21 protein-coding genes are annotated in these 19,434 nt (G+C 65.7%); 13 read left to right on the forward strand and 8 right to left on the reverse strand.

The window, feature by feature from the left end:
- The first annotated feature begins 193 nt into the window (after positions 1-193).
- The gene (locus VF631_RS14325; RefSeq protein WP_431850997.1) at positions 194-1,150 is read left to right on the forward strand and encodes an MDR/zinc-dependent alcohol dehydrogenase-like family protein; all 957 of its coding nucleotides are present in this window, start codon (positions 194-196) and stop codon (positions 1,148-1,150) included.
- Positions 1,147-2,145: a Gfo/Idh/MocA family protein gene (locus VF631_RS14330; protein ID WP_431850998.1), complete on the forward strand. Its 999-nt coding sequence runs from the start codon at positions 1,147-1,149 to the stop codon at positions 2,143-2,145. The genes VF631_RS14325 and VF631_RS14330 overlap by 4 nt, the downstream gene beginning before the upstream one ends.
- A 15-nt stretch (positions 2,146-2,160) precedes the next feature.
- On the opposite strand, the gene folE is transcribed toward VF631_RS14330, so the two are convergent.
- Entirely contained in the window at positions 2,161-2,778 is a 618-nt protein-coding gene (folE, locus tag VF631_RS14335) for a GTP cyclohydrolase I FolE (RefSeq protein ID WP_431850999.1), read from the reverse strand.
- 140 nt (positions 2,779-2,918) lie between these two features.
- Here folE and VF631_RS14340 point away from each other — a divergent pair, with 140 nt between their 5' ends.
- From VF631_RS14340 to VF631_RS14350, 3 genes are read left to right on the forward strand one after another with little or no spacing between them, the layout of a single operon-like run.
- On the forward strand, positions 2,919-3,212 hold the full coding sequence (locus VF631_RS14340) for a YggT family protein (RefSeq protein WP_431851000.1): 294 nt from the start codon (positions 2,919-2,921) through the stop codon (positions 3,210-3,212).
- 6 nt (positions 3,213-3,218) lie between these two features.
- Positions 3,219-4,109 carry a bifunctional methylenetetrahydrofolate dehydrogenase/methenyltetrahydrofolate cyclohydrolase FolD gene (folD, locus tag VF631_RS14345; protein ID WP_431851001.1) on the forward strand — a complete coding sequence of 297 codons (891 nt, stop codon included), beginning with the start codon at positions 3,219-3,221 and terminating at the stop codon, positions 4,107-4,109.
- A complete protein-coding gene (locus VF631_RS14350) occupies positions 4,106-4,735 on the forward strand; it encodes a MarC family protein (RefSeq protein ID WP_431851002.1) in 630 nt (209 codons plus the stop codon). Before folD ends, VF631_RS14350 begins: the two co-directional genes overlap by 4 nt.
- On the opposite strand, the gene VF631_RS14355 is transcribed toward VF631_RS14350, so the two are convergent.
- The gene (locus VF631_RS14355) at positions 4,725-6,509 is read right to left on the reverse strand and encodes an AcrB/AcrD/AcrF family protein (RefSeq protein ID WP_431851003.1); all 1,785 of its coding nucleotides are present in this window, start codon (positions 6,507-6,509) and stop codon (positions 4,725-4,727) included. The genes VF631_RS14350 and VF631_RS14355 overlap by 11 nt on opposite strands.
- A 66-nt stretch (positions 6,510-6,575) precedes the next feature.
- Here VF631_RS14355 and VF631_RS14360 point away from each other — a divergent pair, with 66 nt between their 5' ends.
- Genes VF631_RS14360 through VF631_RS14370 form a run of 3 tightly spaced genes read left to right on the forward strand, consistent with a single transcriptional unit; the run spans position 6,576 to position 8,742 of the window.
- On the forward strand, positions 6,576-6,992 hold the full coding sequence (locus VF631_RS14360) for a GtrA family protein (protein WP_431851004.1): 417 nt from the start codon (positions 6,576-6,578) through the stop codon (positions 6,990-6,992).
- Positions 6,989-8,008, forward strand: a complete 1,020-nt coding sequence (locus VF631_RS14365) for a glycosyltransferase family 2 protein (RefSeq protein ID WP_431851005.1) — start codon at positions 6,989-6,991, stop codon at positions 8,006-8,008. Before VF631_RS14360 ends, VF631_RS14365 begins: the two co-directional genes overlap by 4 nt.
- A complete protein-coding gene (locus VF631_RS14370) occupies positions 8,008-8,742 on the forward strand; it encodes a class I SAM-dependent methyltransferase (protein WP_431851006.1) in 735 nt (244 codons plus the stop codon). The genes VF631_RS14365 and VF631_RS14370 overlap by 1 nt, the downstream gene beginning before the upstream one ends.
- Here VF631_RS14370 and VF631_RS14375 read toward each other — a convergent pair.
- The gene (locus tag VF631_RS14375) at positions 8,670-10,325 is read right to left on the reverse strand and encodes a hypothetical protein (protein WP_431851007.1); all 1,656 of its coding nucleotides are present in this window, start codon (positions 10,323-10,325) and stop codon (positions 8,670-8,672) included. The genes VF631_RS14370 and VF631_RS14375 overlap by 73 nt on opposite strands.
- Positions 10,326-10,382: 57 nt before the next feature.
- Here VF631_RS14375 and VF631_RS14380 point away from each other — a divergent pair, with 57 nt between their 5' ends.
- Together VF631_RS14380 and VF631_RS14385 are read left to right on the forward strand one after the other, a co-directional pair.
- The gene (locus VF631_RS14380) at positions 10,383-11,612 is read left to right on the forward strand and encodes a glycosyltransferase family 87 protein (RefSeq protein WP_431851008.1); all 1,230 of its coding nucleotides are present in this window, start codon (positions 10,383-10,385) and stop codon (positions 11,610-11,612) included.
- 42 nt (positions 11,613-11,654) lie between these two features.
- Positions 11,655-12,326, forward strand: a complete 672-nt coding sequence (locus tag VF631_RS14385) for a nitroreductase (RefSeq protein WP_431851009.1) — start codon at positions 11,655-11,657, stop codon at positions 12,324-12,326.
- On the opposite strand, the gene VF631_RS14390 is transcribed toward VF631_RS14385, so the two are convergent.
- The 5 genes from VF631_RS14390 to VF631_RS14410 all read right to left on the reverse strand — a co-directional run bounded on the left by VF631_RS14390 (position 12,310) and on the right by VF631_RS14410 (position 17,018).
- Positions 12,310-12,678 carry a response regulator gene (locus VF631_RS14390; protein ID WP_431851010.1) on the reverse strand — a complete coding sequence of 123 codons (369 nt, stop codon included), beginning with the start codon at positions 12,676-12,678 and terminating at the stop codon, positions 12,310-12,312. The two genes, VF631_RS14385 and VF631_RS14390, sit on opposite strands and share 17 nt — an antisense overlap.
- Positions 12,671-14,635 (reverse strand): HWE histidine kinase domain-containing protein, encoded by a 1,965-nt coding sequence (locus VF631_RS14395; RefSeq protein ID WP_431851011.1) that lies wholly within the window; start codon positions 14,633-14,635, stop codon positions 12,671-12,673. The genes VF631_RS14390 and VF631_RS14395 overlap by 8 nt, the downstream gene beginning before the upstream one ends.
- A 63-nt stretch (positions 14,636-14,698) precedes the next feature.
- Positions 14,699-15,895, reverse strand: a complete 1,197-nt coding sequence (rlmN, locus tag VF631_RS14400; protein WP_431851012.1) for a 23S rRNA (adenine(2503)-C(2))-methyltransferase RlmN — start codon at positions 15,893-15,895, stop codon at positions 14,699-14,701.
- A 38-nt stretch (positions 15,896-15,933) separates the two neighbouring features.
- A complete protein-coding gene (locus tag VF631_RS14405) occupies positions 15,934-16,563 on the reverse strand; it encodes a histidine phosphatase family protein (RefSeq protein WP_431851013.1) in 630 nt (209 codons plus the stop codon).
- Positions 16,560-17,018 carry a hypothetical protein gene (locus VF631_RS14410; RefSeq protein WP_431851014.1) on the reverse strand — a complete coding sequence of 153 codons (459 nt, stop codon included), beginning with the start codon at positions 17,016-17,018 and terminating at the stop codon, positions 16,560-16,562. The genes VF631_RS14405 and VF631_RS14410 overlap by 4 nt, the downstream gene beginning before the upstream one ends.
- A gap of 167 nt (positions 17,019-17,185) precedes the next feature.
- Here VF631_RS14410 and VF631_RS14415 point away from each other — a divergent pair, with 167 nt between their 5' ends.
- The 3 genes from VF631_RS14415 to dnaN all read left to right on the forward strand — a co-directional run.
- Complete coding sequence (locus tag VF631_RS14415) at positions 17,186-17,815, forward strand: outer membrane protein (RefSeq protein WP_431851015.1); 630 nt, start codon at positions 17,186-17,188, stop codon at positions 17,813-17,815.
- Between the two features lie 284 nt (positions 17,816-18,099).
- A complete protein-coding gene (locus VF631_RS14420) occupies positions 18,100-18,762 on the forward strand; it encodes an outer membrane protein (RefSeq protein ID WP_431851016.1) in 663 nt (220 codons plus the stop codon).
- 144 nt (positions 18,763-18,906) lie between these two features.
- A partial coding sequence (gene dnaN / locus VF631_RS14425) for a DNA polymerase III subunit beta (protein WP_431851017.1) occupies positions 18,907-19,434 on the forward strand: 528 nt, incomplete at its 3' end.

Below are 19,434 nucleotides of genomic sequence, written 5' to 3' on the forward strand. Positions count from 1 at the left end.
CGACACGGCGGGCGACGAATGCTGCAGTTGAACGCCCTGTCAGGTACGCGATGCGGGGCCGACGCAAGCATCTGAGATGTAGGGGAAAGTGGATTCGGAGCCGCTCACGGCCCGCTTCGGCATTGACGCACGCCGGCCCCGGCTGTTTAGCGCCCCGCAGTTTCAGCGGAGCTTCCCTTTGCAGCAGACGAACATGATGCGCGCCGCGGTGGTGGCCGAGCCCGGCCGGATTCGGGTGGACGATGTCGCCCTGCCCGAGCCGGGGCCGGGGCAAGTCCGGGTTCGGCTGGAGGGCTGCGGCGTTTGCGCTTCCAACCTGACGCCTTGGGAAGGTCCGGACTGGATGCAGTTCCCGACCGACCCTGGCTCGCTCGGCCATGAAGGCTGGGGCGTGATCGACGCGCTTGGCGAGGGGGTGGGAGGCCTCAAGGTCGGCACCCGTGTCGCGGCGCTATCTTACAAAAGCTATGCCGAGCACGACATCGCTGAAGCCGACGCGGTCGTCCCCCTCCCCACCTCGCTTGAAGGCAAGCCGTTCCCAGGCGAGCCGCTCGGCTGCGCGATGAACATCTTCCGCCGCAGCGACATCCGCGCCGGACAGACCGTCGCCATCGTCGGCATCGGCTTTCTCGGCGCGATCCTGACCCGCCTCGCCGCGGATGCCGGCGCGCGCGTGATCGCGATCTCCCGCCGCCCCTTCTCGCTCGATGTGGCCCGCCGCTTCGGCGCCGCGGACACGATTCCGATGGAAGATCACAACGGCATCATCGAGCGGGTGAAGGCGCTCACCGACGACAAACTGTGCGAGCGGGTGATCGAGGCCGTGGGCAAGCAATGGCCGCTCGACCTCGCCGCCGAGCTGACCGGCGAGCGCGGCAAGCTGATCGTCGCGGGCTACCATCAAGATGGACCGCGCCAGGTCAATATGTGGCTGTGGAACTGGCGCGGGATCGACGTCATCAACGCCCATGAACGCGACCCGAAAGCATATATCGAGGGCATTCGCCAGGCGGTGGAGGCGGTCGCGTCCGGAAGGCTCGATCCGAGCGAACTCTACACGCACCGCTACAGGCTGGATCAACTGGACGAAGCACTGGACGCCACCCGCGACCGGCCGGACGGCTTTCTGAAGGCGCTGATCACACTGTGAAACCAAAGCCTCGCCTCGGCTTTCTCGGCGTCGGCTGGATCGGCCGGCATCGAATGCAGGCGATGGTCGGCACGGGGGCGATCGAAGTCGCCGCGATCGCCGATCCTTCGACGGAGATGGCGATCGAGGCGCTCAAACTGGCGCCCGGAGCTAGTCAGGTGCGGAACCTCGCCGAGTTGCTGGACGAAGGCGTCGACGGGGTCGTGATCGCAACGCCGAGCGCCCTGCACGCGGAGCAATCGATCGAAGCGTTGGACCGCGGAGTCGCGGTGTTCTGCCAGAAGCCGCTCGGCCGCACCGCCGACGAAGTTCGGGCGGTGGTGGATGCTGCCCGCCGTGCCAACCGGCTGCTCGCGGTCGACTTGTCCTATCGTTTCACCGAGGGCATGCGCCGTATCCGCGAATTGATCGGCGCGGGCGAACTCGGCCGGGTGTTCGCGGTCGATCTCGTCTTTCACAATGCTTACGGGCCCGACAAGGCCTGGTTCTACGATCCCGCCCTCTCCGGCGGCGGCTGCGTCGTGGACCTTGGCGTCCATCTCGTGGACCTGGCGCTGTGGGCGCTCGACTTTCCGGAGCTTGAGAGCGTGACCGGCAAGCTTCTAGCCGGCGGCGCGCCGCTTTCCGATCAGCCCGGCAAGGTCGAGGATTATGCCGTCGCAACGCTTGGGCTTGAGGGCGGTACCACGGTCCAGCTCGCCTGCTCCTGGCGACTGCAGGCGGGCGTCGATGCGATCATCTCCGCCGCTTTCTACGGGACGGAGGGAGGCGCGGCGCTCCGTAACCTCGGCGGTTCCTTTTACGACTTCACCGCCGAACGTTACCGCGGGACAGCGTCCGAGCCGCTCGCCTCCCCTCCCGACGAATGGGGCGGCCGCGCCGCCGCGGACTGGGCGAGCCGCCTCGCTGCGGGGGAGCCCTTCGATCCGAAGGTGGAAAAGCTGATTGCCGTCGCGCAAGCGCTGGACAGAATCTACGGCCGGGACCTCACCTAAGCCGCAATCCTCCGCTCAATAGCCCATCAGTGCGAGCACCTCGCGGCGGCTGCGCTCGTCGCGCTTGAATACTCCCATCATGCGGCTGGTGGTCATCATCACGCCGGGCGTGTTGACGCCCCGCGCGGACATGCAGGCGTGACTAGCCTCGATCACGACGGCGACGCCCTGAGGCTCCAAATGCGTCCAGATGCAATCGGCCACCTGCGCGGTCAGCCGTTCCTGGACCTGGAGGCGGCGGGCGAAGCCGTGCAGTACCCGCGCAAGCTTGGAGATGCCGACCACCCGGTCCTGCGGCAGGTAGGCGATCGACGCCTTGCCGATGATCGGCGCCATGTGGTGCTCGCAATGCGACTGGAACGGGATGTCCTTCAGCAGCACGATCTCGTCGTAGCCGCCCACCTCGTCGAAGGTGCGGCTGAGATGGTGCGAGGGATCCTGCTCATAACCCAGCGCATATTCGCGCCAGGCGCGCGCCACACGGTCAGGCGTATCGAGCAGCCCTTCGCGCTCGGGATCATCGCCGGCCCAGCGGATCAGCGTGCGAACCGCCTGCCGGACCTCTTCCGGCACCGGGATTTTGGGCGTGGGGGCGACCAGGTCGCCATCCGGGGGTGAGGAACCGTCGCTCATGCCGGTTGGATGACGCTTTTCGGGCGCTTATGCAAACTTGCGGAAACGGCCTCACAGGCTGCGGGTTACCTGGAGCCGATCCGCATTGCCCGCTCGCCTGCCCTCGCCTACATGACCGGCGTTGCCGCCGGGAGCTGAGCATGCTGTTTTCGATCTTCCAGGTTCTCGATCTGCTGCTGCGCGTCTTCAGCTACATCATCATCGCGCAGGCGATCATATCCTGGCTCGTCGCGTTCAATGTGATCAACACCACCAACGACTTCGTTCGCTCCTTCCTGGCGGCGCTCGACCGGATTACGGAGCCGCTCTACCGGCCAATCCGCCGCATCCTTCCCGATTTCGGCGGGATCGACTTCTCGCCGATCGTCGTGCTGCTGCTCATTTACATCGCTCGAATTCTGCTCGCCGGCGTTGCCCGCGACCTTGTTGTCTGAGGCGGGATGAGCGCGGAGATCATCGACGGCAAGGCGTTCGCCGCCGCGCTGCGGGGGCAAGTCGCCCAGGCCGTGCCGGCTTTTGTGGAGGCGAAAGGCCGCAAGCCGGGGCTCGCCGTGGTGCTGATCGGGGGCGATCCGGCGAGCAAGGTCTATGTCCGCGCGAAGGTCAAGGCGACGCTGGAAGCCGGCTTGGAGAGCTTCGAGCACCAGCTTCCCGAAACCACGGCACAGCGCGACCTGGTGGCCCTTGTCGAGCGGCTGAACGAGGACGGGCGCGTCGACGGTATCCTCGTACAGCTCCCCCTCCCCGCTCCGATCAACGAGAAAGCCGTGATCGCGGTGATCGACCCGGCCAAGGACGTGGATGGTTTCCACGTTGCCAATGCCGGCGCGCTCGCGGTCGGCGAGAAGTCGCTAGTCCCCTGCACGCCGTTCGGAGCCCTTGCTTTGCTCAAGCATCGGCTCGGAGACCTGAGCGGCCTGGAAGCGGTGGTGGTCGGCCGCTCCAACATCGTCGGCAAGCCGATGGCGCAATTGTTGCTTCAGCAGAATTGCACAGTCACCATCGCCCACAGCCGCACACGCGACCTGCCCGAGGTGATCCGGCGCGGCGATATCGTGGTTGCCGCGATCGGCCGGCCGCAGATGATCCGCGGCGAATGGCTGAAGCCCGGCGCGACCGTAATCGACGTCGGCATCAACCGCATTGTCGTCGACAACCAGGGCGGGACCCGGCTGGTCGGAGACGTCGATTTCGACAGCGCCACCGAGGTCGCCGGCGCGATCACGCCGGTGCCGGGCGGCGTCGGCCCGATGACCATCGCCGTGCTGCTGAGGAATACGCTGGTCGCCGCCCATGCGCGGGCGGGGCTACCCGCGCCGGAGGGGCTTTGATCGAACTGTTCACCTCTGCTTTCGTCACCTTCTTCGTCGTTATCGACCCGCCCGGCTGCGCACCCATTTTCGCCAGCCTCACCGCCGGTGCCGACGCAAAGCATCGGCGGGCGATGGCGCTGCGGTCGGTCGCGATCGCGTCGGGGATCCTGCTCTTCTTCGCCTTGTTCGGGGAAGATCTGCTCGACGCACTTGGGGTAAGCCTCGCCGCTTTCCGGATCGCGGGTGGGATCATGCTGTTCCTGATTGCGCTTGAGATGGTGTTCGAGCGGCGGCAGCAGCGGCGGGAGAAGCGCGCGGACGAAGTTGCTGCCACGCCGGAGCATGAGGATATCTCGGTTTTCCCGATGGCGATCCCGATGATCGCGGGACCCGGATCGATCGCGTCGATCATGCTGCTGATGGCGCGCAGCAACGGGCTCGATCAGTCGCTGGTCGTGCTCGGCGCACTCGCGGCGATCCTGGTGCTGACCTTGCTCGCCCTGCTCGCGGCCGGGCCGCTGATGCGCTTTTTAGGCCACCGGGTGGAAGCGATGATTACCCGCATTCTGGGCGTGATCCTGGCGGCGCTCGCCGCACAATTCGTAATCGACGGGATCAGCGTCAGCTTCCAGATCAACGCTTGACCACGCGCCACATCTTGTAGGGCGAGTCCTTCGGTAGCGTGATCGGCTGCAGCCAGGCCGGCACCTTTCCGGCATTGATCTGTGCGTAGAAGCCTTTCGGCGCCTCCGCCGAGTAGATGGTCGTCTCCGACATTCCCGGGCAGATCAGGACATAGTCGATGCCGCGGCGCTGGATAATGTCGTGCGCGTATTCAGGCGTGCCGCGGAAGCCCTTCATAACATCGACAATGTCCTGCTGGTTGCGGTGATAGGGCCCGGCGACGGCCTTGTGGTTGGTGACGGTGATCAGCCGCGGCCCAAGATCGACATGAGTGAAGACATAGCCGGGCTTCTGCAGCGCGATCGGCTTCAGCCCGGCGAGCGTCGGGCATCGGTTATTGGCCTGGTCGACCTTCTTGTCGCTCTTCTTCTCCTCCTCTTTCGGGAGCAGATTGACGATGTTCTGCACCGCAAGCCCGGAGATCACGAAGAACGCGACCACCGTGGCGGCGACGCGGACGAGCATCGCTTGCTCCTGCTGGGCGCGCGCGATCGCGATCCAGGCGAGCGCGGTGGCGCCGGGAATCGCGAGGAGCTGGGCGGCCGGGCCCGCGCGGGTCTGCCAGGCCAAAAGGGCGGTCGCGAGCAGGCTGAGCGCCCCGAGCGCCGCCCAGGGCACGAGCTGCGCCGGATCGCGCCGCGTCCGCCACAGCGCGACGCCGTAGCCGATCAAGCCGGACACCGGCAGCGCGAGTACGGCCGCGAGCACCCCGCGATCATGCTTGTAGATCGGCAGTGCTTCGCGGACCCGGCTCAGCCAGAGATAGTCGAGTTCGGGCGAAACGCCTTCCAGCCGACTGGTACAAAGCGGCCAGGCGAGCGCGTAGAAGCCTGCGATCAGCACGCCCCCAAGCGCGGCGGCGCCGAGGCGCACCGTCCAACGCTCCGTCTTGAGCATCGAAAGCACAACCGCCACGGCCCCGGCTCCGGCCAGAGTCGACAACCAGACCGGCGACAGCGCGTCGCAGACGGGCATGCGATTGTCATTGGACGCGAACAGCAGATAGCCCAGCGCGCAGCCGCCGGCGAGGCTGACACCGTAGCTGAACAGGCGGGGCGCTTCATCACGATTGCGCACCCACATCAGCACCACGGCGGCGCCGGCTGCCGCAAGGTAGACCAGCATTTCGAGGCCGATCGAAAGTGACAGGGCGGTGGCCGCTCCGAGCAGGACGCCTCCGCGCCGGGGTGATCGGAGCGCAAAGGACAGCATGGCGAGACTGAGCGCCGCGAGTTGCCAGCCGTGATGATCGATCCGGAGCGGAAACCACATGCCGCGCGTCGAATGGGCGCAGAGCAGCAGGCCGATAGCGAGCGCAAAGGCATTGGGCGAGATCAAGCGGCGCATCACCGCGCCGACCGCGAAGAAGGCGACCATCATCGGCAGCATCGGCGCCAACGCCACCGCCACCTTCTCAGCCGTCGCGCCGCTCATGAATGGCTTCAGCGCCAGCATGATCGCCGCGATCGGCAGATCGACGATCCGCGACCAGTGGACGTTGGCGCCTTGAGGAGGGTTCAGCTTGTACTGACGAAGGTCGAACCAGTCCTGGCCCGCAAGTAATGCGCGGACCTGCGACATCCGCAGATTGTCGTCGGTGTCGCCGAGCCCGAACCATTGGATCAGGTTCCACCTGTCCCGCAGCAGCAGGATCGCCGCCGCGACCCAGAACAGGATCGCGAACAGCCGCCAGTGCTGCCCGAACCGATTGGCGACGGCCCCCTCTTCCCGCAACGCGTTAACCCTTCTCAACCCCTTTCTGTGGCATTAGTCGGTTGGGCCTAAAGGACAAGCTAAGCATTGCCTCTCAATCCGCCTCTTCTTGCCGATCGTCATTCCGAGCTGCTGGGCCAGCTGGTCCGCTATGCGTTGACCGGCGGGCTCGCCAGCATCGTCAACATCGGCGTTTACTGGGTGCTAGCGGCGCGCGGCATGGACCCGAACCTCGCCTGGACGGCTGGCTTCATCGCCGCCGTGCTGGTCGGATATGTGGTCCACAGCCGCTGGAGCTTTCGCGGCCATGGCCGGCGCGACAATTTCGCACGGACCGGGGGGCGCTTCGTTGTGGTGTCGCTGGTCAGCTTCGGCCTCAACCAGCTTTGGGTATGGTTGCTTGTCCGCCAGCTGGAACTGCCGCTCTGGGCGCCCTACCCGCTCGTGCTTGGCGTGACGCCGCTCGTGGTCTTCGCTCTCAATCGCCGATGGGTGTTCAAGTGAACGAATTGGCTGCCTTTCCCCTGCAAAGTCGTGGCGAGAATGCGGACGTGAACGCCGCCCGGCCCGTGCTGTCCGTGATCGTGCCCGTCAAGGACGAGGAGGACGGGATCGCGCCCTTGGTGGAGCGGCTCGCGCCCTTGCTGGACCGGCTGCTTCCCGCGCCCGGGCGGGAGTCGACCTGGGAAATCCTGTTCGTCGACGACGGCAGCACCGATTCGACCCTGGCTGCGGTGCAGTTCGCCCATGCCCGGGACGCCCGCGTGAAAGCCGTGTCGCTGTCGCGCAATTTCGGCAAGGAAGCCGCGCTCTCGGCCGGTCTCGACCATGCGCGCGGGGCCGCGGTGGTGCCGCTCGACGTCGATCTTCAGGACCCGCCCGAGGTGATCGGCGAGATGCTGGAGCGGTGGCGGGACGGCCATGAGGTGGTCTACGGGGTCAGGCGCAACCGCAAGTCGGACAGCCTGCCCAAGCGGCTTACCGCCGATCTTTACTACCGCGCGCACAATTGGCTCGCCTCAGACAAAATTCCCGAACATGCCGGCGACTTCCGCCTGCTGGATCGCAAGGTGGTCGACACCATCCGCCGCATGCCTGAGCGCAACCGCTTCATGAAGGGCATGTTCGCCTGGGGCGGCTTTCGCCAGACGGCGGTGGAATATGATCGGGTGCCACGCGAAGTCGGGACGACCAAGTTCAATTACTGGAAGCTGTGGACGCTGGCGCTGGACGGGATCACCTCCACTTCCACCGCCCCTTTGCGCATCTGGAGCTATGTCGGCGTGGTGATCGCGTTGGTCTCGCTCGTTTATGCCATATTCGTGGTGGTCAACACCGTGCTGTTCGGCGTCGATGTCGCGGGCTACCCCTCTCTGATGGTCGCGGTGCTGTTCCTGGGCGGCGTCCAGCTCATCTCGCTGGGTGTGCTCGGCGAATATATCGGCCGCATCCTGATCGAGGCCAAGCAGCGCCCCATCTATGTTGTCCGCTGCCGCATCGGCATGCCCGAGGAGGATTGATGGACCGCGCCGTATTCGACCGCATGGCGGAGATCGACAACGAGCATTGGTGGTTCGCCGCCCGCCGCGACATCATCGCCAGCCTGATCGAACGCCAGGCCAAGCTCGGCCGGCGGCTGCGCATCCTGGAGGTGGGCTGCGGGACCGGCTCGAACCTCGCTCTGCTGCAGCGCTACGGCGATGTCGACGCGATCGAGCCGGACGATCCCGCCCGCGCGCTCGCCACCTCCCGGAGCGGTGTGCCCGTCAAGGGCGGGCTGCTTCCCGACGGCGTCAAGCTGGAGGACAGCGCCTACGATCTGATCGTGCTGCTCGACGTGCTCGAGCATATTCCGGACGACGAGGCGACGCTGGCGGCGCTGCGCTCGAAGCTTGCGCCGGACGGACGGCTGATCGTCACGGTGCCGGCCGCACCTTGGATGTGGAGCGCCCACGATCTCGCCCACCATCATCAGCGCCGCTACACCGCCAAGACGCTGACCGACGTATTCCAGGCGGCGGGCTTCCGGGTACGCTACCGCAGCCATTTCAACACCGTGCTGTTCCCGCTGATCGCGGCGGCGCGGATCGCCGGGCGGCTGCTGCGGCGGGAAGGTGGGGACGACGCCATTCCGCCTCGCCCCGTGAACCGTCTGTTGCGGGGCTTGTTCGGCGCCGAACGTCATCTCCTCGGGCGCGCGTCGCTCCCGTTCGGCGTCTCGCTCGCGCTCGTGGCGGAGCCCGCCAACCGGTAGAGGATGCCGCGCTCGCCGCCGTTCCAGACCGGCACAAGACGCGGGTCCCGGGGCCAGCGGGCGCGCTCCAGCTCGATGAACCAGAGATAATCGAAGGCACCGGCCGGCAGGCGGGCGAGCGTCCGCGGCAGCGTTGTCTCGCCGAAATCGCGGCATTTCGACGGCCGCAGCATCTGCGACGGATCGGCCACGAACGGCGCGCCGGCGCGGTAGCGGACGCTAACCAGCTGCGCGCCCGCCATGGCCCACTGATCGTTGGCGAACGCGTCCCGCCGTGCGGTCGCGAAGCCGCCAAGATGTTCGACTCGATCGCTGCGCCAGCTCAAAGAGCAAGGAACGACAGCCTGCACGAGCACGCGAGAGCCCGGCGCGACGTATTCGAGCGCGGCGAGTTGGCCGCGCCAGACTTGGTCGATTGCGGCGAAGGTGTGCGTCGTCACGCCGAGGCGCACGGCGAAGAAGAGCAAGCCGGCGACTGCCAGCGCGCGCGACAGGTGCCGCTCCACCCAGCCCTTCGGACGAAGCCCGATCACCGCGACCGCCACCATGAACGGGGCAAGGCGCATGTCCGCATAGGCCGATCCGATCAGGATGCGAGGCATGAGCACGAAGATGGCGAGCATGAACAAGGTCGCGAGCACGGCCAGGCGGCGCATGCGGAAGCCGGCCTGCAGGATGGCGAGCAGGGGCAACACGAGCAGCACGACCGCGCCGAACATGTCCCAGTTGATCCAGCGCTCGCGCAGGATGCCGATCAGCCACTGTCCTTTGACGTTCCAGTTGAACCAATCGGCCGTAACGCCCGCGACGTCGCCGCTGCGCCAGAGCAGCATCAGCAGGAACGGCGGCGCGAGCGGCCAACAATGCAGGGCGCCGCGGAAGAAAGCGAGCAGCCGGCCCGCACCGCGCCGATCGCGCTCGTCCGCCGCCTCGCCGGCAAAAGCCAGCAGCCCGAGCAGGCCCCAGCCGAAGACATGGCACAGCCACACCATGCAGGAGAGCGGTACGAACAGCGCCGCGCGCAAGCCGATCCGGCCGGATCGCCCGAGCCGCAGCCACCAATAGAAGGCGAGCAGGGCAAGCGCCATCGACAGGGCGAAGTTCACGAAGCCGAACTGAAAAGGATAGCTGTACGCGAGCGGCAGCGCGAAGAACGCGGTCGGCGGAACCTGGCCATGGATTTCGCGGGCGACCAGCAGCAGCCCCGCCACTGTCAGCATCGGGATCGCGGTCACGATCAGCTTCACCGCCGGCTCGAGCCCGAAGATGCGCGCGAGCGGCTCGATCAGGATGTCCACGCCGAGATTGCCGATCAGCGCCCAATCGAAGCCGTAGAAGCGGGCCAGCGACTCGGATTCGCTGATCGCGAGCTGGATCCGGTAGCGGCCGATATGCCCGGGCAAGTCGATCAGCGGCGGCGTCTCCGGCCACAGCAACGGGATCGCGGCCGCGAAGACCAGGGCGGCCAGAAGCGCCGGATGCGCCCAGAACGGGCGCGACGCTTCGGTCTGTTCGGGCTCGGTCTTCGGCAGCGGTTCGGCCTTTGTTGGATGCGCTGCCTCTCCCGCCCCCGGCGCGAACAATCAAGGGCGGAGCGCAAAGCGAGAAAGCAGGCGTTAACCAATCTGCCCTAGTCCGGCATGATGCGCCTTCAAGCTCTCGACGCCCAGGTTACAGCGTTGCTCGCTTATGCACGTGCCAACCGGCTGGTGGCGCTGGGCTGGATTGCCGCGCTCTACTTGGCCATGATTTTCCTAGGGATCGACTGGTCGACTGCGCTTCGGAACTCCGATCTCAGCGTTGCGCCATCGACAGTGCTCGGCCGCGACTTCGCCAACGTGTTCACGGGCGGGCATCTCATCCTCGACGGTCGGCTGTCGGCAATCTACGATCTCCAGGCCTACCAAGCCTATCAAGTGAGTTTGTTCGACGGTGCGGTGAGCGGGCACAATTATTCCTACGGTCCCGTCTCGTTCCTCTACGTGTGGCTGTTCGGGCTGCTGCCCTATTTCCTCGCTTATCTGCTCTGGACGGGCCTGACCGGCGCCGCGTTCCTGGTCGCGGCGCGTCCTTATCTGCGCGAAGCGGGTCTTCCCGCGTGGCTCGCCTTGCTGGCGCCAGCGGCGCTGATGAATGTCTGGGCCGGCCATTACGGATTCCTGATCGGCGCGCTGTGGCTTGGCGCGTGGCACTTGCTTGACAGCCGGCCGCGCACAGCCGGGCTGCTGATTGGGCTTATGATAGTGAAGCCGCACCTCGCGATCCTGATGCCGCTGCTGCTGATCCGCCGCCGCGCCTGGACGGCATTCGCGACGGCAGCGCTCACCGTCGCAGGACTGGTTGCACTGTCGCTGCTCCTGTTCGGGGTGCAGCCCTGGGTCAATTACCTGACCAAGACAATCGGGCTGCAGGCTGCAATGGTGGACGACGTCAACCAGTTCTTCGTGTCCATGATGCCGACCGTGGCCCCTCCCCTGTTCCTGGCCGGCCTGCCGGCGGCGATCGTCTGGCCGGTGCAGATCATCGCGGCGATCGCCGCCGCGGCCGCGCTCCTGTTCTTCATGCCCGCCGACCCGCGCCGAGCAGGACTGGCCGCGGCCTGCGCCACCTTCCTGGTCCTGCCCTACGCCTTTACTTATGACATGACGGCGGTCAGCATCGCCTCGCTGGTCCTGCTGCAGCGGGCACGGCCGGATGCAGGCTGGGCGCTGAGCCCGATCGGAGCGGTGCTCGCTTTCGTCGTGCCGGTCGCAACGGTCGCGCTCAACCAGAAGGGCATCCCGCTCGCGCCCCTGATGATCGCCTACATGCTCGCTGCCCTGCTCGCGCCCGCGCAGGTACGGCAGCCGGTGCGGACAGCCAGCGCCTGATAAGCCCGTGCGTCCGCTGGCGCGGCCGATTAGGATGTGGCCATGCTCTCGGTCAGCCAAGCGGTGCGACAGCGCCATTCCGTCCGCGCCTTTTTACCTCGTCCGGTCGGCCGCGCTGATATCGAAGCGATCCTGGAGATCGCTTCCCGCGCCCCTTCCGGCGGCAACCTCCAGCCCTGGCATGTGGACGTGCTGGCCGGCAACGCGCTGGAGGAGCTTCGCCGACGCGTCCGCGATCGGCTCAGCCAGGGGCTCGATCAGACGGAGTTCCACGTCTATCCGCCCGAGCTCGACGAAACCCATGCTGCGCGCCGGCGCGCCGGAGGCGAGGCGCTCTATGCCGCGATCGGGGTCGGACGCGAGGACAAGCCGGCGCGCTGGTCGCAATTCCTGAGGAATTACGAGCTGTTCGGAGCTCCGGTCGGCCTGTTCTTCTCGATCGACCGCGGCTTCGACCGGCCACAATGGGCTCATCTCGGGATGTTCATCCAGACCATCATGCTGCTTGCCGAGGAACGCGGCCTTGGCACCTGCGCTCAGGAAAGCTGGGCCGCGGCGCACGCTACCGTTTCGGAGTTTCTCGAACTCCCGCCCGATCGCATCCTTTATTGCGGCCTCGCCCTTGGCTACCCGGATCGGGAGCACCCGATCAACCGGTTCAGGACCGAGCGCGAGCCGCTCTCCGGCTTCGCACGTTTCAGGGGGATGGGCTGACTGCGATCCGGGCCAGGGCTTCTCCGAGATCCTGCGCTCGGAACGGCTTCTGCAACACCGGACGGTCGCGATAGGCCTCGGGAATGCCCTTGATCCCGTAACCGGTGGCGAACAGGAACGGGATGCCGCGGCCGATCAGGATGTCGGCGACCGGGAAGCTTTGCTCGCCGGCGAGGTTCACGTCGAGCATGGCAAGGTCGAGTTCCGCCTCACTCGCCAGGGACAAAGCGGGCGCGAGACGCCCGGCCAGCCCGGCCACTTCGTGACCCAGGTCCAGCAGCATGTCTTCGATGTTCATCGCCACCAGCATCTCGTCCTCTACAATCAGGACGCGCAGGGGACGGTCAGTCATGGCTGGGTTCGGCCTGCCGGGCGGCGTCCAGAGAGGCCTCGATGATGCAGCGAACGCCGTCCGGTTCGAACAACAACCGCGCCGTTCCGCCGAGATCGGCTGCGAGCCCACGCTCGATCAGGCGGGAGCCGAAGCCGCGGGCCGACGGTTCGGGTACTGACGGGCCGTCCGACTCCTTCCAGATCAGGCGCAAGAGGTCGCCCTGCTCCTCCCAGCGGATCAGCACGCCGCCCCGTTCACCCGAGAGTGCGCCATATTTTGCGGCATTGGTGCTGAGTTCGTGAAGCGCAAGTGCGAGCGCCAGCGCAGCTCTGGGGGCGAGCCAGACGCGCGAACCTTCGGCCCGGATACGCTGCGGATCGGCAAGGTGCGCCAGGCTATCGGCCACGACCTTGGCGAGGGTCGCGCCCTCCCAGTTACAGTCCGTGAGCAGGTTATGGGCACGGGAGAGCGCGAGCAGCCGCGCCTCGAACCGCGCCCGCGCCTCCGCCAGCGGCATATCGCCCTTCAACGTCTGGAAGGCGATGGCCTGCACGGTCGCCAGCGTGTTCTTGACCCGGTGATTGAGCTCGTTAACCAGCAGCCGCTGCCGCTCTTCGCCCAGCTTGCGCTCGTGAATGTCTTCGGTGGTGCCGTACCAAAGCGTGATCGCCCCGCTTGCATCGCGGCGCGGAAACGCACGGGAGCGCGCCCAGCGGAATTCCCCGGACAGCATCTTGACTCGATGCTCGATGTCGTAGGGCTCGCCGGTGCCAACAGATCGGCCCCAGGCCTCGAAAGTAGGCTCGCGATCGTCCGGGTGCAGTCCACTCGCCCAGCTGTCGCCAAGTCCGCTGGTCCCAGTCCAGTCATGCCAACGCTGCGAAACCTGATTGAGCTGCCCGTCGGGAAGCGATGTCCAGGTCACCTGGGGGTTGAGTTCCACCGTCTGACGATAATGTTCTTCGCTTGCCCGCAGCGATCGTTCGGCCTGCGACCGCTCGAGCGCGGCCCAACTGCGCTCCGCGACGTCGCGCGCCATCGCCGCTTCGGCGCGCGTCCAGGCGCGAGGCTGTCGTCCGTGCACGAACAGCATGGCTCTAATCTGCGCATGACGAATCAAAGGCACCGTGATCACGGCCCGCACGGCGAGCTTCTCTCCGAGGTTCGCGTCCGCCGCGCTGCTGCCGGACGCGAAATCGAGGACGTCGGGAAGCGCAAGGACCTCACCGGTCCGCAAATACTCGATCGCCTCGGATGGAAGCTCCGAAAGCTTTGCGGTTCGACCCTGCAGCGAACCGACATCCGGGTGCCGGACCCAGTCACGACGGATCAGAACAAGATCAGCGCCCTCATCGACTTCGGCGTAGCCCACCCTGTCCGCTTTGAGATACCGGCCGAGCATCTCCGTCGCGGCCGCTTTCACTTCGGTTGGTTCCGTGAGACCGCGCAGCCGATCGGCCACAGCGACCTGGAAGGAGAGCCGCTGCTCCGCGAGCACTCCGGCCGTTACCTCGTCGGCGATATTGAGAACACCGGCGACGCGCCCATGATCGTCCCGCACCGGGGTGAAGTCGTAGTTGAAATAGGTCTCTTCTTCGTGGCCGCGGCGCGTCATCTTGAGCAATTGACGCTTGAAGGAGAGCGACCGACCGGTGCGAAGAACTTCAGCGAATTGCTCGCCAACCAGGTCCCATAACTCCGGCCAGACCCGCCTTGCCGGCTGGCCGAGCGCGTCCGGGTGACGCTGGCCGAGGAACGGCGACCAGGCGTCATTGTAGATGAGGTGGAGGTCCGGCCCCCAATAAATGGCCATCGGCGCCGCGCTATCGAGCACCAGCTGCGTTAACGATCGCAGCGGGGCCGGCCAGCGTTCCCGAGCGCCAAGCGCGGTTGCCGCCCAGTCGAACCGCTCGATGCGAGCGCGCATCCCAAGCTCTTCCAATGCTTCGGGATCGGGGCTCGCCTGCGTCGCCATCACGCCTGTTCTGGAACTCGAAACGACCGGCTATAGCGTCGCCCCTCCCCGCCACAAGCAGGTTCAGGCGAGCGCGGCCTGCTTTTCCTCGGCAAGCCGATCCAGTTCCGCGCGGCTCTTCTTCTCCGCCGCCGACTTGAGCTGCCCGCAGGCCGCCATGATGTCGCGCCCGCGCGGGCGGCGGACGGGCGCGGAGATGCCGCCGTCGAAGATGATGTCGGAAAAGCGCTGCACCCGCTCCTCGGAAGAGCATTCGTATGCCGCGCCCGGCCAGGGATTGAACGGGATGAGGTTCACCTTGGCCGGCAGCTTGTACTTGCGGATCAGGCGAACAAGCTCGCGGGCGTCCTCGTCGGAGTCATTTTTGTCCTTCAGCATCACATATTCGAAGGTGATGCGGCGCGCATTGTTGGCGCCCGGATAAGCCGCGCATGCCTCCAGCAGTTCCTCGATCCCGTACTTGCGGTTCAGCGGCACGATCTCGTCGCGGACTTCCTTGGTCACCGCGTGCAGCGAGACCGCGAGATTGACCCCGATCTCCTCGCCCGCCCGCGCCATCATCGGCACCACGCCGGACGTGGAAAGCGTGATGCGCCGCTTGGACAAGGCCAGCCCGTCCCCATCCATCACGATCCGGAGCGCATCACGCACATTGTCGAAATTGTAGAGCGGCTCGCCCATGCCCATCATCACGATGTTGGAAAGCAGGCGCCCCTCCGGCTGCGACGGCCATTCGCCGAGCGTGTCGCGTGCAAGCATCACCTGCCCGACAATCTCCCCGGCCGAGAGGTTGCGGACCAGCCGCATCGTCCCGGTATGGCAGAAGCGGCAATTGAGCGTGCAGCCGACCTGGCTCGACACGCAGAGCGTGCCGCGGTCCGCGTCGGGGATGAAGACCATCTCGAAATCATGGCCGTCGTCGGTCTTCAGCAGCCACTTGCGCGTGCCGTCGTTCGAAACCTGGTGCACCACGACGTCCGGGCGTGCGATCTTGAAGCGCTCCCCGAACCAGGCGCGCTGCGGCTTGGCGATGTCGCTCATCGCGTCGAACGAGGTCGCGCCGCGATTGTAGATCTGGTGCCAGATCTGCTTTGCGCGCAGCTTCGCCTGACGCGCGTCCAGGCCGGCTTCCTCCAGGGCTACGCGGATCGCGTCGCGCGACAGGCCAACTAAATCGACCCGCTTGTCCTCGCCCTCGAACGCGGGGCGCGGAACTGGAACCGGGTCGATATGCCCGGGGATGGTCATCACGGCTGTCATATGTGGCCCATGTAGCGACAATCCCGCATTTTTCCACCTCAGCCCGGCGCGGCGCCCCGGCCGCGGAACAACACGGTCTCACAGCTGCCCTCGATCCTAACGATCGAGCCCTGCGGCAGACGGTCGGCAACCGGCGCACCGCACTCCGGCCGCGGTGGGGCTCCGCCCAGCAAGCCTCGCAACACTCGGGACGTGACGCCATGCGTGATGATCAGCTTGTCCCCGCTGCTCCGCCCATGCTCGTCGATCCACATGTTCAGCCGTGCCGCGATCTCGTCGAACCATTCACCGCCCGGCGCGCGCCGGGTGAAGAGCGCTGTTGCGGCATCGGAAATCCGTCCAGCCTCGGCCCTCACATCCGCGTAGTAGCGGCCACCCCAGCTGCCCATGTCGATCTCTCTCAACCTCGGATCGGCACGGACGTCGCGCCAGTCGAGACCGAGCCGCTCGCCGATGATCGCAAGGGTCTGCAGCGCCCGGCCGCTGTCGGAAGCCCACAGCTCCAGGACCGGCCGATGTCCCAGCTCAGCGAAAAGGACCTCCCCGATCGCCTCCGCCTGCGCGAAGCCGGCGCGGGTCAGTGGCGTGTGTGTGGTCTCGCCTTGTATTCGCGCCGCCGCGTTGAAGACCGTCTCGCCATGGCGGGCGATGAAGAAGCGCCGGCTCACCTGCGCTGCGCGCAATCGATTGCGGCCGCGTCGATCGCCGTGGCCGCCCCTCGCAGCTGGTAATAATCCCGCACCAGGGTACCGCGGATCGAGCGGGTTTCGATGCTCATTCCCACTCCCATCCGAAGAGCGCGAACGATCTCTCCATCTGCCCGGCTGTCCGGCGCCCAGGCGTTGACGCCTCCACCGGCCAGTTGAAACGTGCGGTCGTCAATGCGGAGCAGAATCGCGGAGCCCTGGCGCTTTTGCCTGCTCATCCGGAAATGAACCTGCGCCGCCACCCGGCGCTGCGGCCAGTAGGAGATGGAGGCAAAGGGCTGCCAGCCTTCCGGCCGCGGTCCACGAACCGGCTGCGCGATCGCGAAGCAGCGTGGAGGCTGTCGCTCGCGAAACGCGCCCCATTGGCCGAAAATCCCGATCGACTGTCGCTCCGCGGCAACAGGCTGACCAAGCATCAGAAACAAAACAGAAAAGCGCGCGAGCTTCATGAAAAGGTGCTTCCTGGCGGCTGTGACTTCGACGCAACGCAGTGTGGCCGTTTAATTTGTGTTCATGAAAGTCTCGCGAAAGCGTGCTTCGAACGGATCGTTCAAACGAAGCTCAACATAATGGGGGTTATCAAATGCGTAAGTACATTCTCGCTGCTCTGCTTGCCGGCACCGTGGCCTCACCCGCTCTTGCCCAGTCGGCGGAACCGGGCCCGTTCACCGGCGCTCGCGTCGAGGGCCTGCTCGGCTATGACTCGCTCGGTTTCTCGGCCGACGACGATGTTGACGATATCGGCGGCGATGACTCGCTCGAAGGCCTGATGTACGGCATCGGAGTTGGCTTCGATTTTGACGCCGGTGGCGTGGTGATCGGCGCCGAGGCCGAGTATACCGATTCCACGGGCAACTTCGATTTCGAGGACGAGGATTTCGAAGCGGGCCTGGACACCGGCCGCGACCTCTATGTCGGCGGCCGTATTGGCTTCACCGTCACGCCGAGCACGCTGCTCTACGCCAAGGGCGGCTACACCAATCTCAGGCTGGACGCCAACCTCTCCGACGCGGATGAGGATCTTGGCGGCAGCGGCGAGGTGGACGGCTATCGTCTGGGCGCCGGCGCGGAATTCCTGTTCGGCACCAACGCCTATGGCAAGGTCGAGTATCGCTACTCCAATTATGGCAGCTACGGCGACGATAATTTTGATTTCGGCGAGATCGACCTCGATCGTCACCAGTTCGTCGCGGGCGTGGGCATCCGCTTCTAATCCGCTCCCGAACTGATTTCGGTTCGATCGGGGCCGGGAGTCGGGTGGCCAAGCTGCCCGACTCCCGGCCCTTCTTCTTTGCCGCTGAAGGTCGTTGCACCGCAGCAACCTTGAATAGACGGCACCCTGTCAAGTCTCCGCCCCAGTGAGCGCATCAACCTATAGCAACCTCCATGTTGCCTTTGGGCAACAGGATGCTTCGTTTATCTCAGGTTCATGAAACTTAGCCGATCGCCGCGCGCTGGGCCCGCCGTTCCTGTTTGGGACCACAAAGGAGAATTTGAATGCGTAAGATTATGCTGGCTGCACTTCTCGCCGGCACCGTCGCCACCCCCGCTTTCGCTCAGACCGCGGGCGAAGCTTCGCCGTTCACCGGACTGCGCGTCGAAGGCCTCGCCGGCTACGACTCGCTGCGCTCGGGCGACCGCGATGACGATGGCGCAGACACCAACGACGATGAAGGCGATGAGTCGGTCGACGGCATCGGCTTCGGCGTAGGCGTCGGCTATGACTTCGATCTTGGCGGCGTGGTCGCCGGTGTCGAGGGCGAGTTCATGGAATCCACCGGCGAGCAGGATTCCAGCGAAACCGTCGACGGCGTGAACTTCACGTCCAGCTTCGAGGTCGGGCGCGATCTCTACGTCGGCGGCCGCATCGGCTTCCGCGCGGCTCCGTCCACCCTGGTCTACGGCAAGGCCGGCTACACCAACACCAGCATCGAAGCCAATTTCGCTGGCGGCGGTGACGATTTCGAGTTCGACACCAATGTCGACGGTTTCCGCCTCGGCGCCGGCATCGAGCAGCTGTTCGGGCCCAACGCATACGGCAAGATCGAGTATCGCTACTCGAACTATAACAGCCTCGATTTCAGCGACGACGAGGATTTCGAGACGGACATCGATTTGGATCGTCATCAGGTCGTCGCGGGCGTCGGTTTCCGCTTCTAAGATTGCTGATCGGTCTTCCGATTCGGGCAAGAAGGAGGGTCGGAGCAGTTGCTCCGGCCCTTTTTTCGTGCGCCCGGACAACCCCCTAGCGAGTCCAACTGAGCCGCTCTACAACCTCCCCAAAGTACCACTTCGGGGGATGAAATGAAGGCGACGATCGAACGGGCTACGCTGCTGAGGAGCCTGAGCCACGTTCAATCCGTGGTGGAGCGCAGAAACACGATCCCCATCCTGTCCAACGTTCTTCTTGAAGCGACCGAGGAGGGCGGCATCCGTCTGATGGCGACCGATCTCGATCTTCAGATCAACGAGACGGTCGAGGCCAACGTCACCCAGCCTGGCGCAACCACCGTCTCCGCCCACACTCTGTTCGACATTGCCCGCAAGCTCCCCGAAGGCGCGCAGGTCGAGCTCAGCGCCGCCAACGGCAAGATGCAGGTCAATGCCGGCCGCGCGCGATTCAATCTCTCCACCCTCCCTCGCGACGACTTCCCGGTCATTGCCGAGGGCGAGTTGCCGCACAGCTTCGAGCTCCCGGCCGCGACGCTTCGCCAGATCATCGACAAGACGCGTTTCGCTATCTCGACGGAAGAGACGCGCTATTATTTGAACGGCATCTTCCTTCATGTCACGGACGAGGCGACCCCCCTGCTCAAGGCTGCCGCAACCGAC

The organism is Allosphingosinicella sp., from assembly GCF_036387615.1.
Taxonomy (GTDB): Bacteria; Pseudomonadota; Alphaproteobacteria; order Sphingomonadales; family Sphingomonadaceae; genus Allosphingosinicella.

Coding starts and splice junctions, on each gene's coding strand:
- VF631_RS14415 (WP_431851015.1), top strand. CDS start 17,186: ATGCGTAAGTACATTCTCGCTGCTCTGCTTGCCGGCACCGTGGCCTCA.
- VF631_RS14340 (WP_431851000.1), top strand. CDS start 2,919: ATGCTGTTTTCGATCTTCCAGGTTCTCGATCTGCTGCTGCGCGTCTTC.
- rlmN (WP_431851012.1), bottom strand. CDS start 15,895: ATGACAGCCGTGATGACCATCCCCGGGCATATCGACCCGGTTCCAGTT.
- folE (WP_431850999.1), bottom strand. CDS start 2,778: ATGAGCGACGGTTCCTCACCCCCGGATGGCGACCTGGTCGCCCCCACG.
- VF631_RS14390 (WP_431851010.1), bottom strand. CDS start 12,678: ATGACTGACCGTCCCCTGCGCGTCCTGATTGTAGAGGACGAGATGCTG.
- VF631_RS14395 (WP_431851011.1), bottom strand. CDS start 14,635: ATGGCGACGCAGGCGAGCCCCGATCCCGAAGCATTGGAAGAGCTTGGG.
- VF631_RS14420 (WP_431851016.1), top strand. CDS start 18,100: ATGCGTAAGATTATGCTGGCTGCACTTCTCGCCGGCACCGTCGCCACC.
- folD (WP_431851001.1), top strand. CDS start 3,219: ATGAGCGCGGAGATCATCGACGGCAAGGCGTTCGCCGCCGCGCTGCGG.
- VF631_RS14385 (WP_431851009.1), top strand. CDS start 11,655: ATGCTCTCGGTCAGCCAAGCGGTGCGACAGCGCCATTCCGTCCGCGCC.
- VF631_RS14325 (WP_431850997.1), top strand. CDS start 194: ATGATGCGCGCCGCGGTGGTGGCCGAGCCCGGCCGGATTCGGGTGGAC.
- VF631_RS14410 (WP_431851014.1), bottom strand. CDS start 17,018: ATGCTTGGTCAGCCTGTTGCCGCGGAGCGACAGTCGATCGGGATTTTC.
- VF631_RS14380 (WP_431851008.1), top strand. CDS start 10,383: ATGATGCGCCTTCAAGCTCTCGACGCCCAGGTTACAGCGTTGCTCGCT.
- VF631_RS14370 (WP_431851006.1), top strand. CDS start 8,008: ATGGACCGCGCCGTATTCGACCGCATGGCGGAGATCGACAACGAGCAT.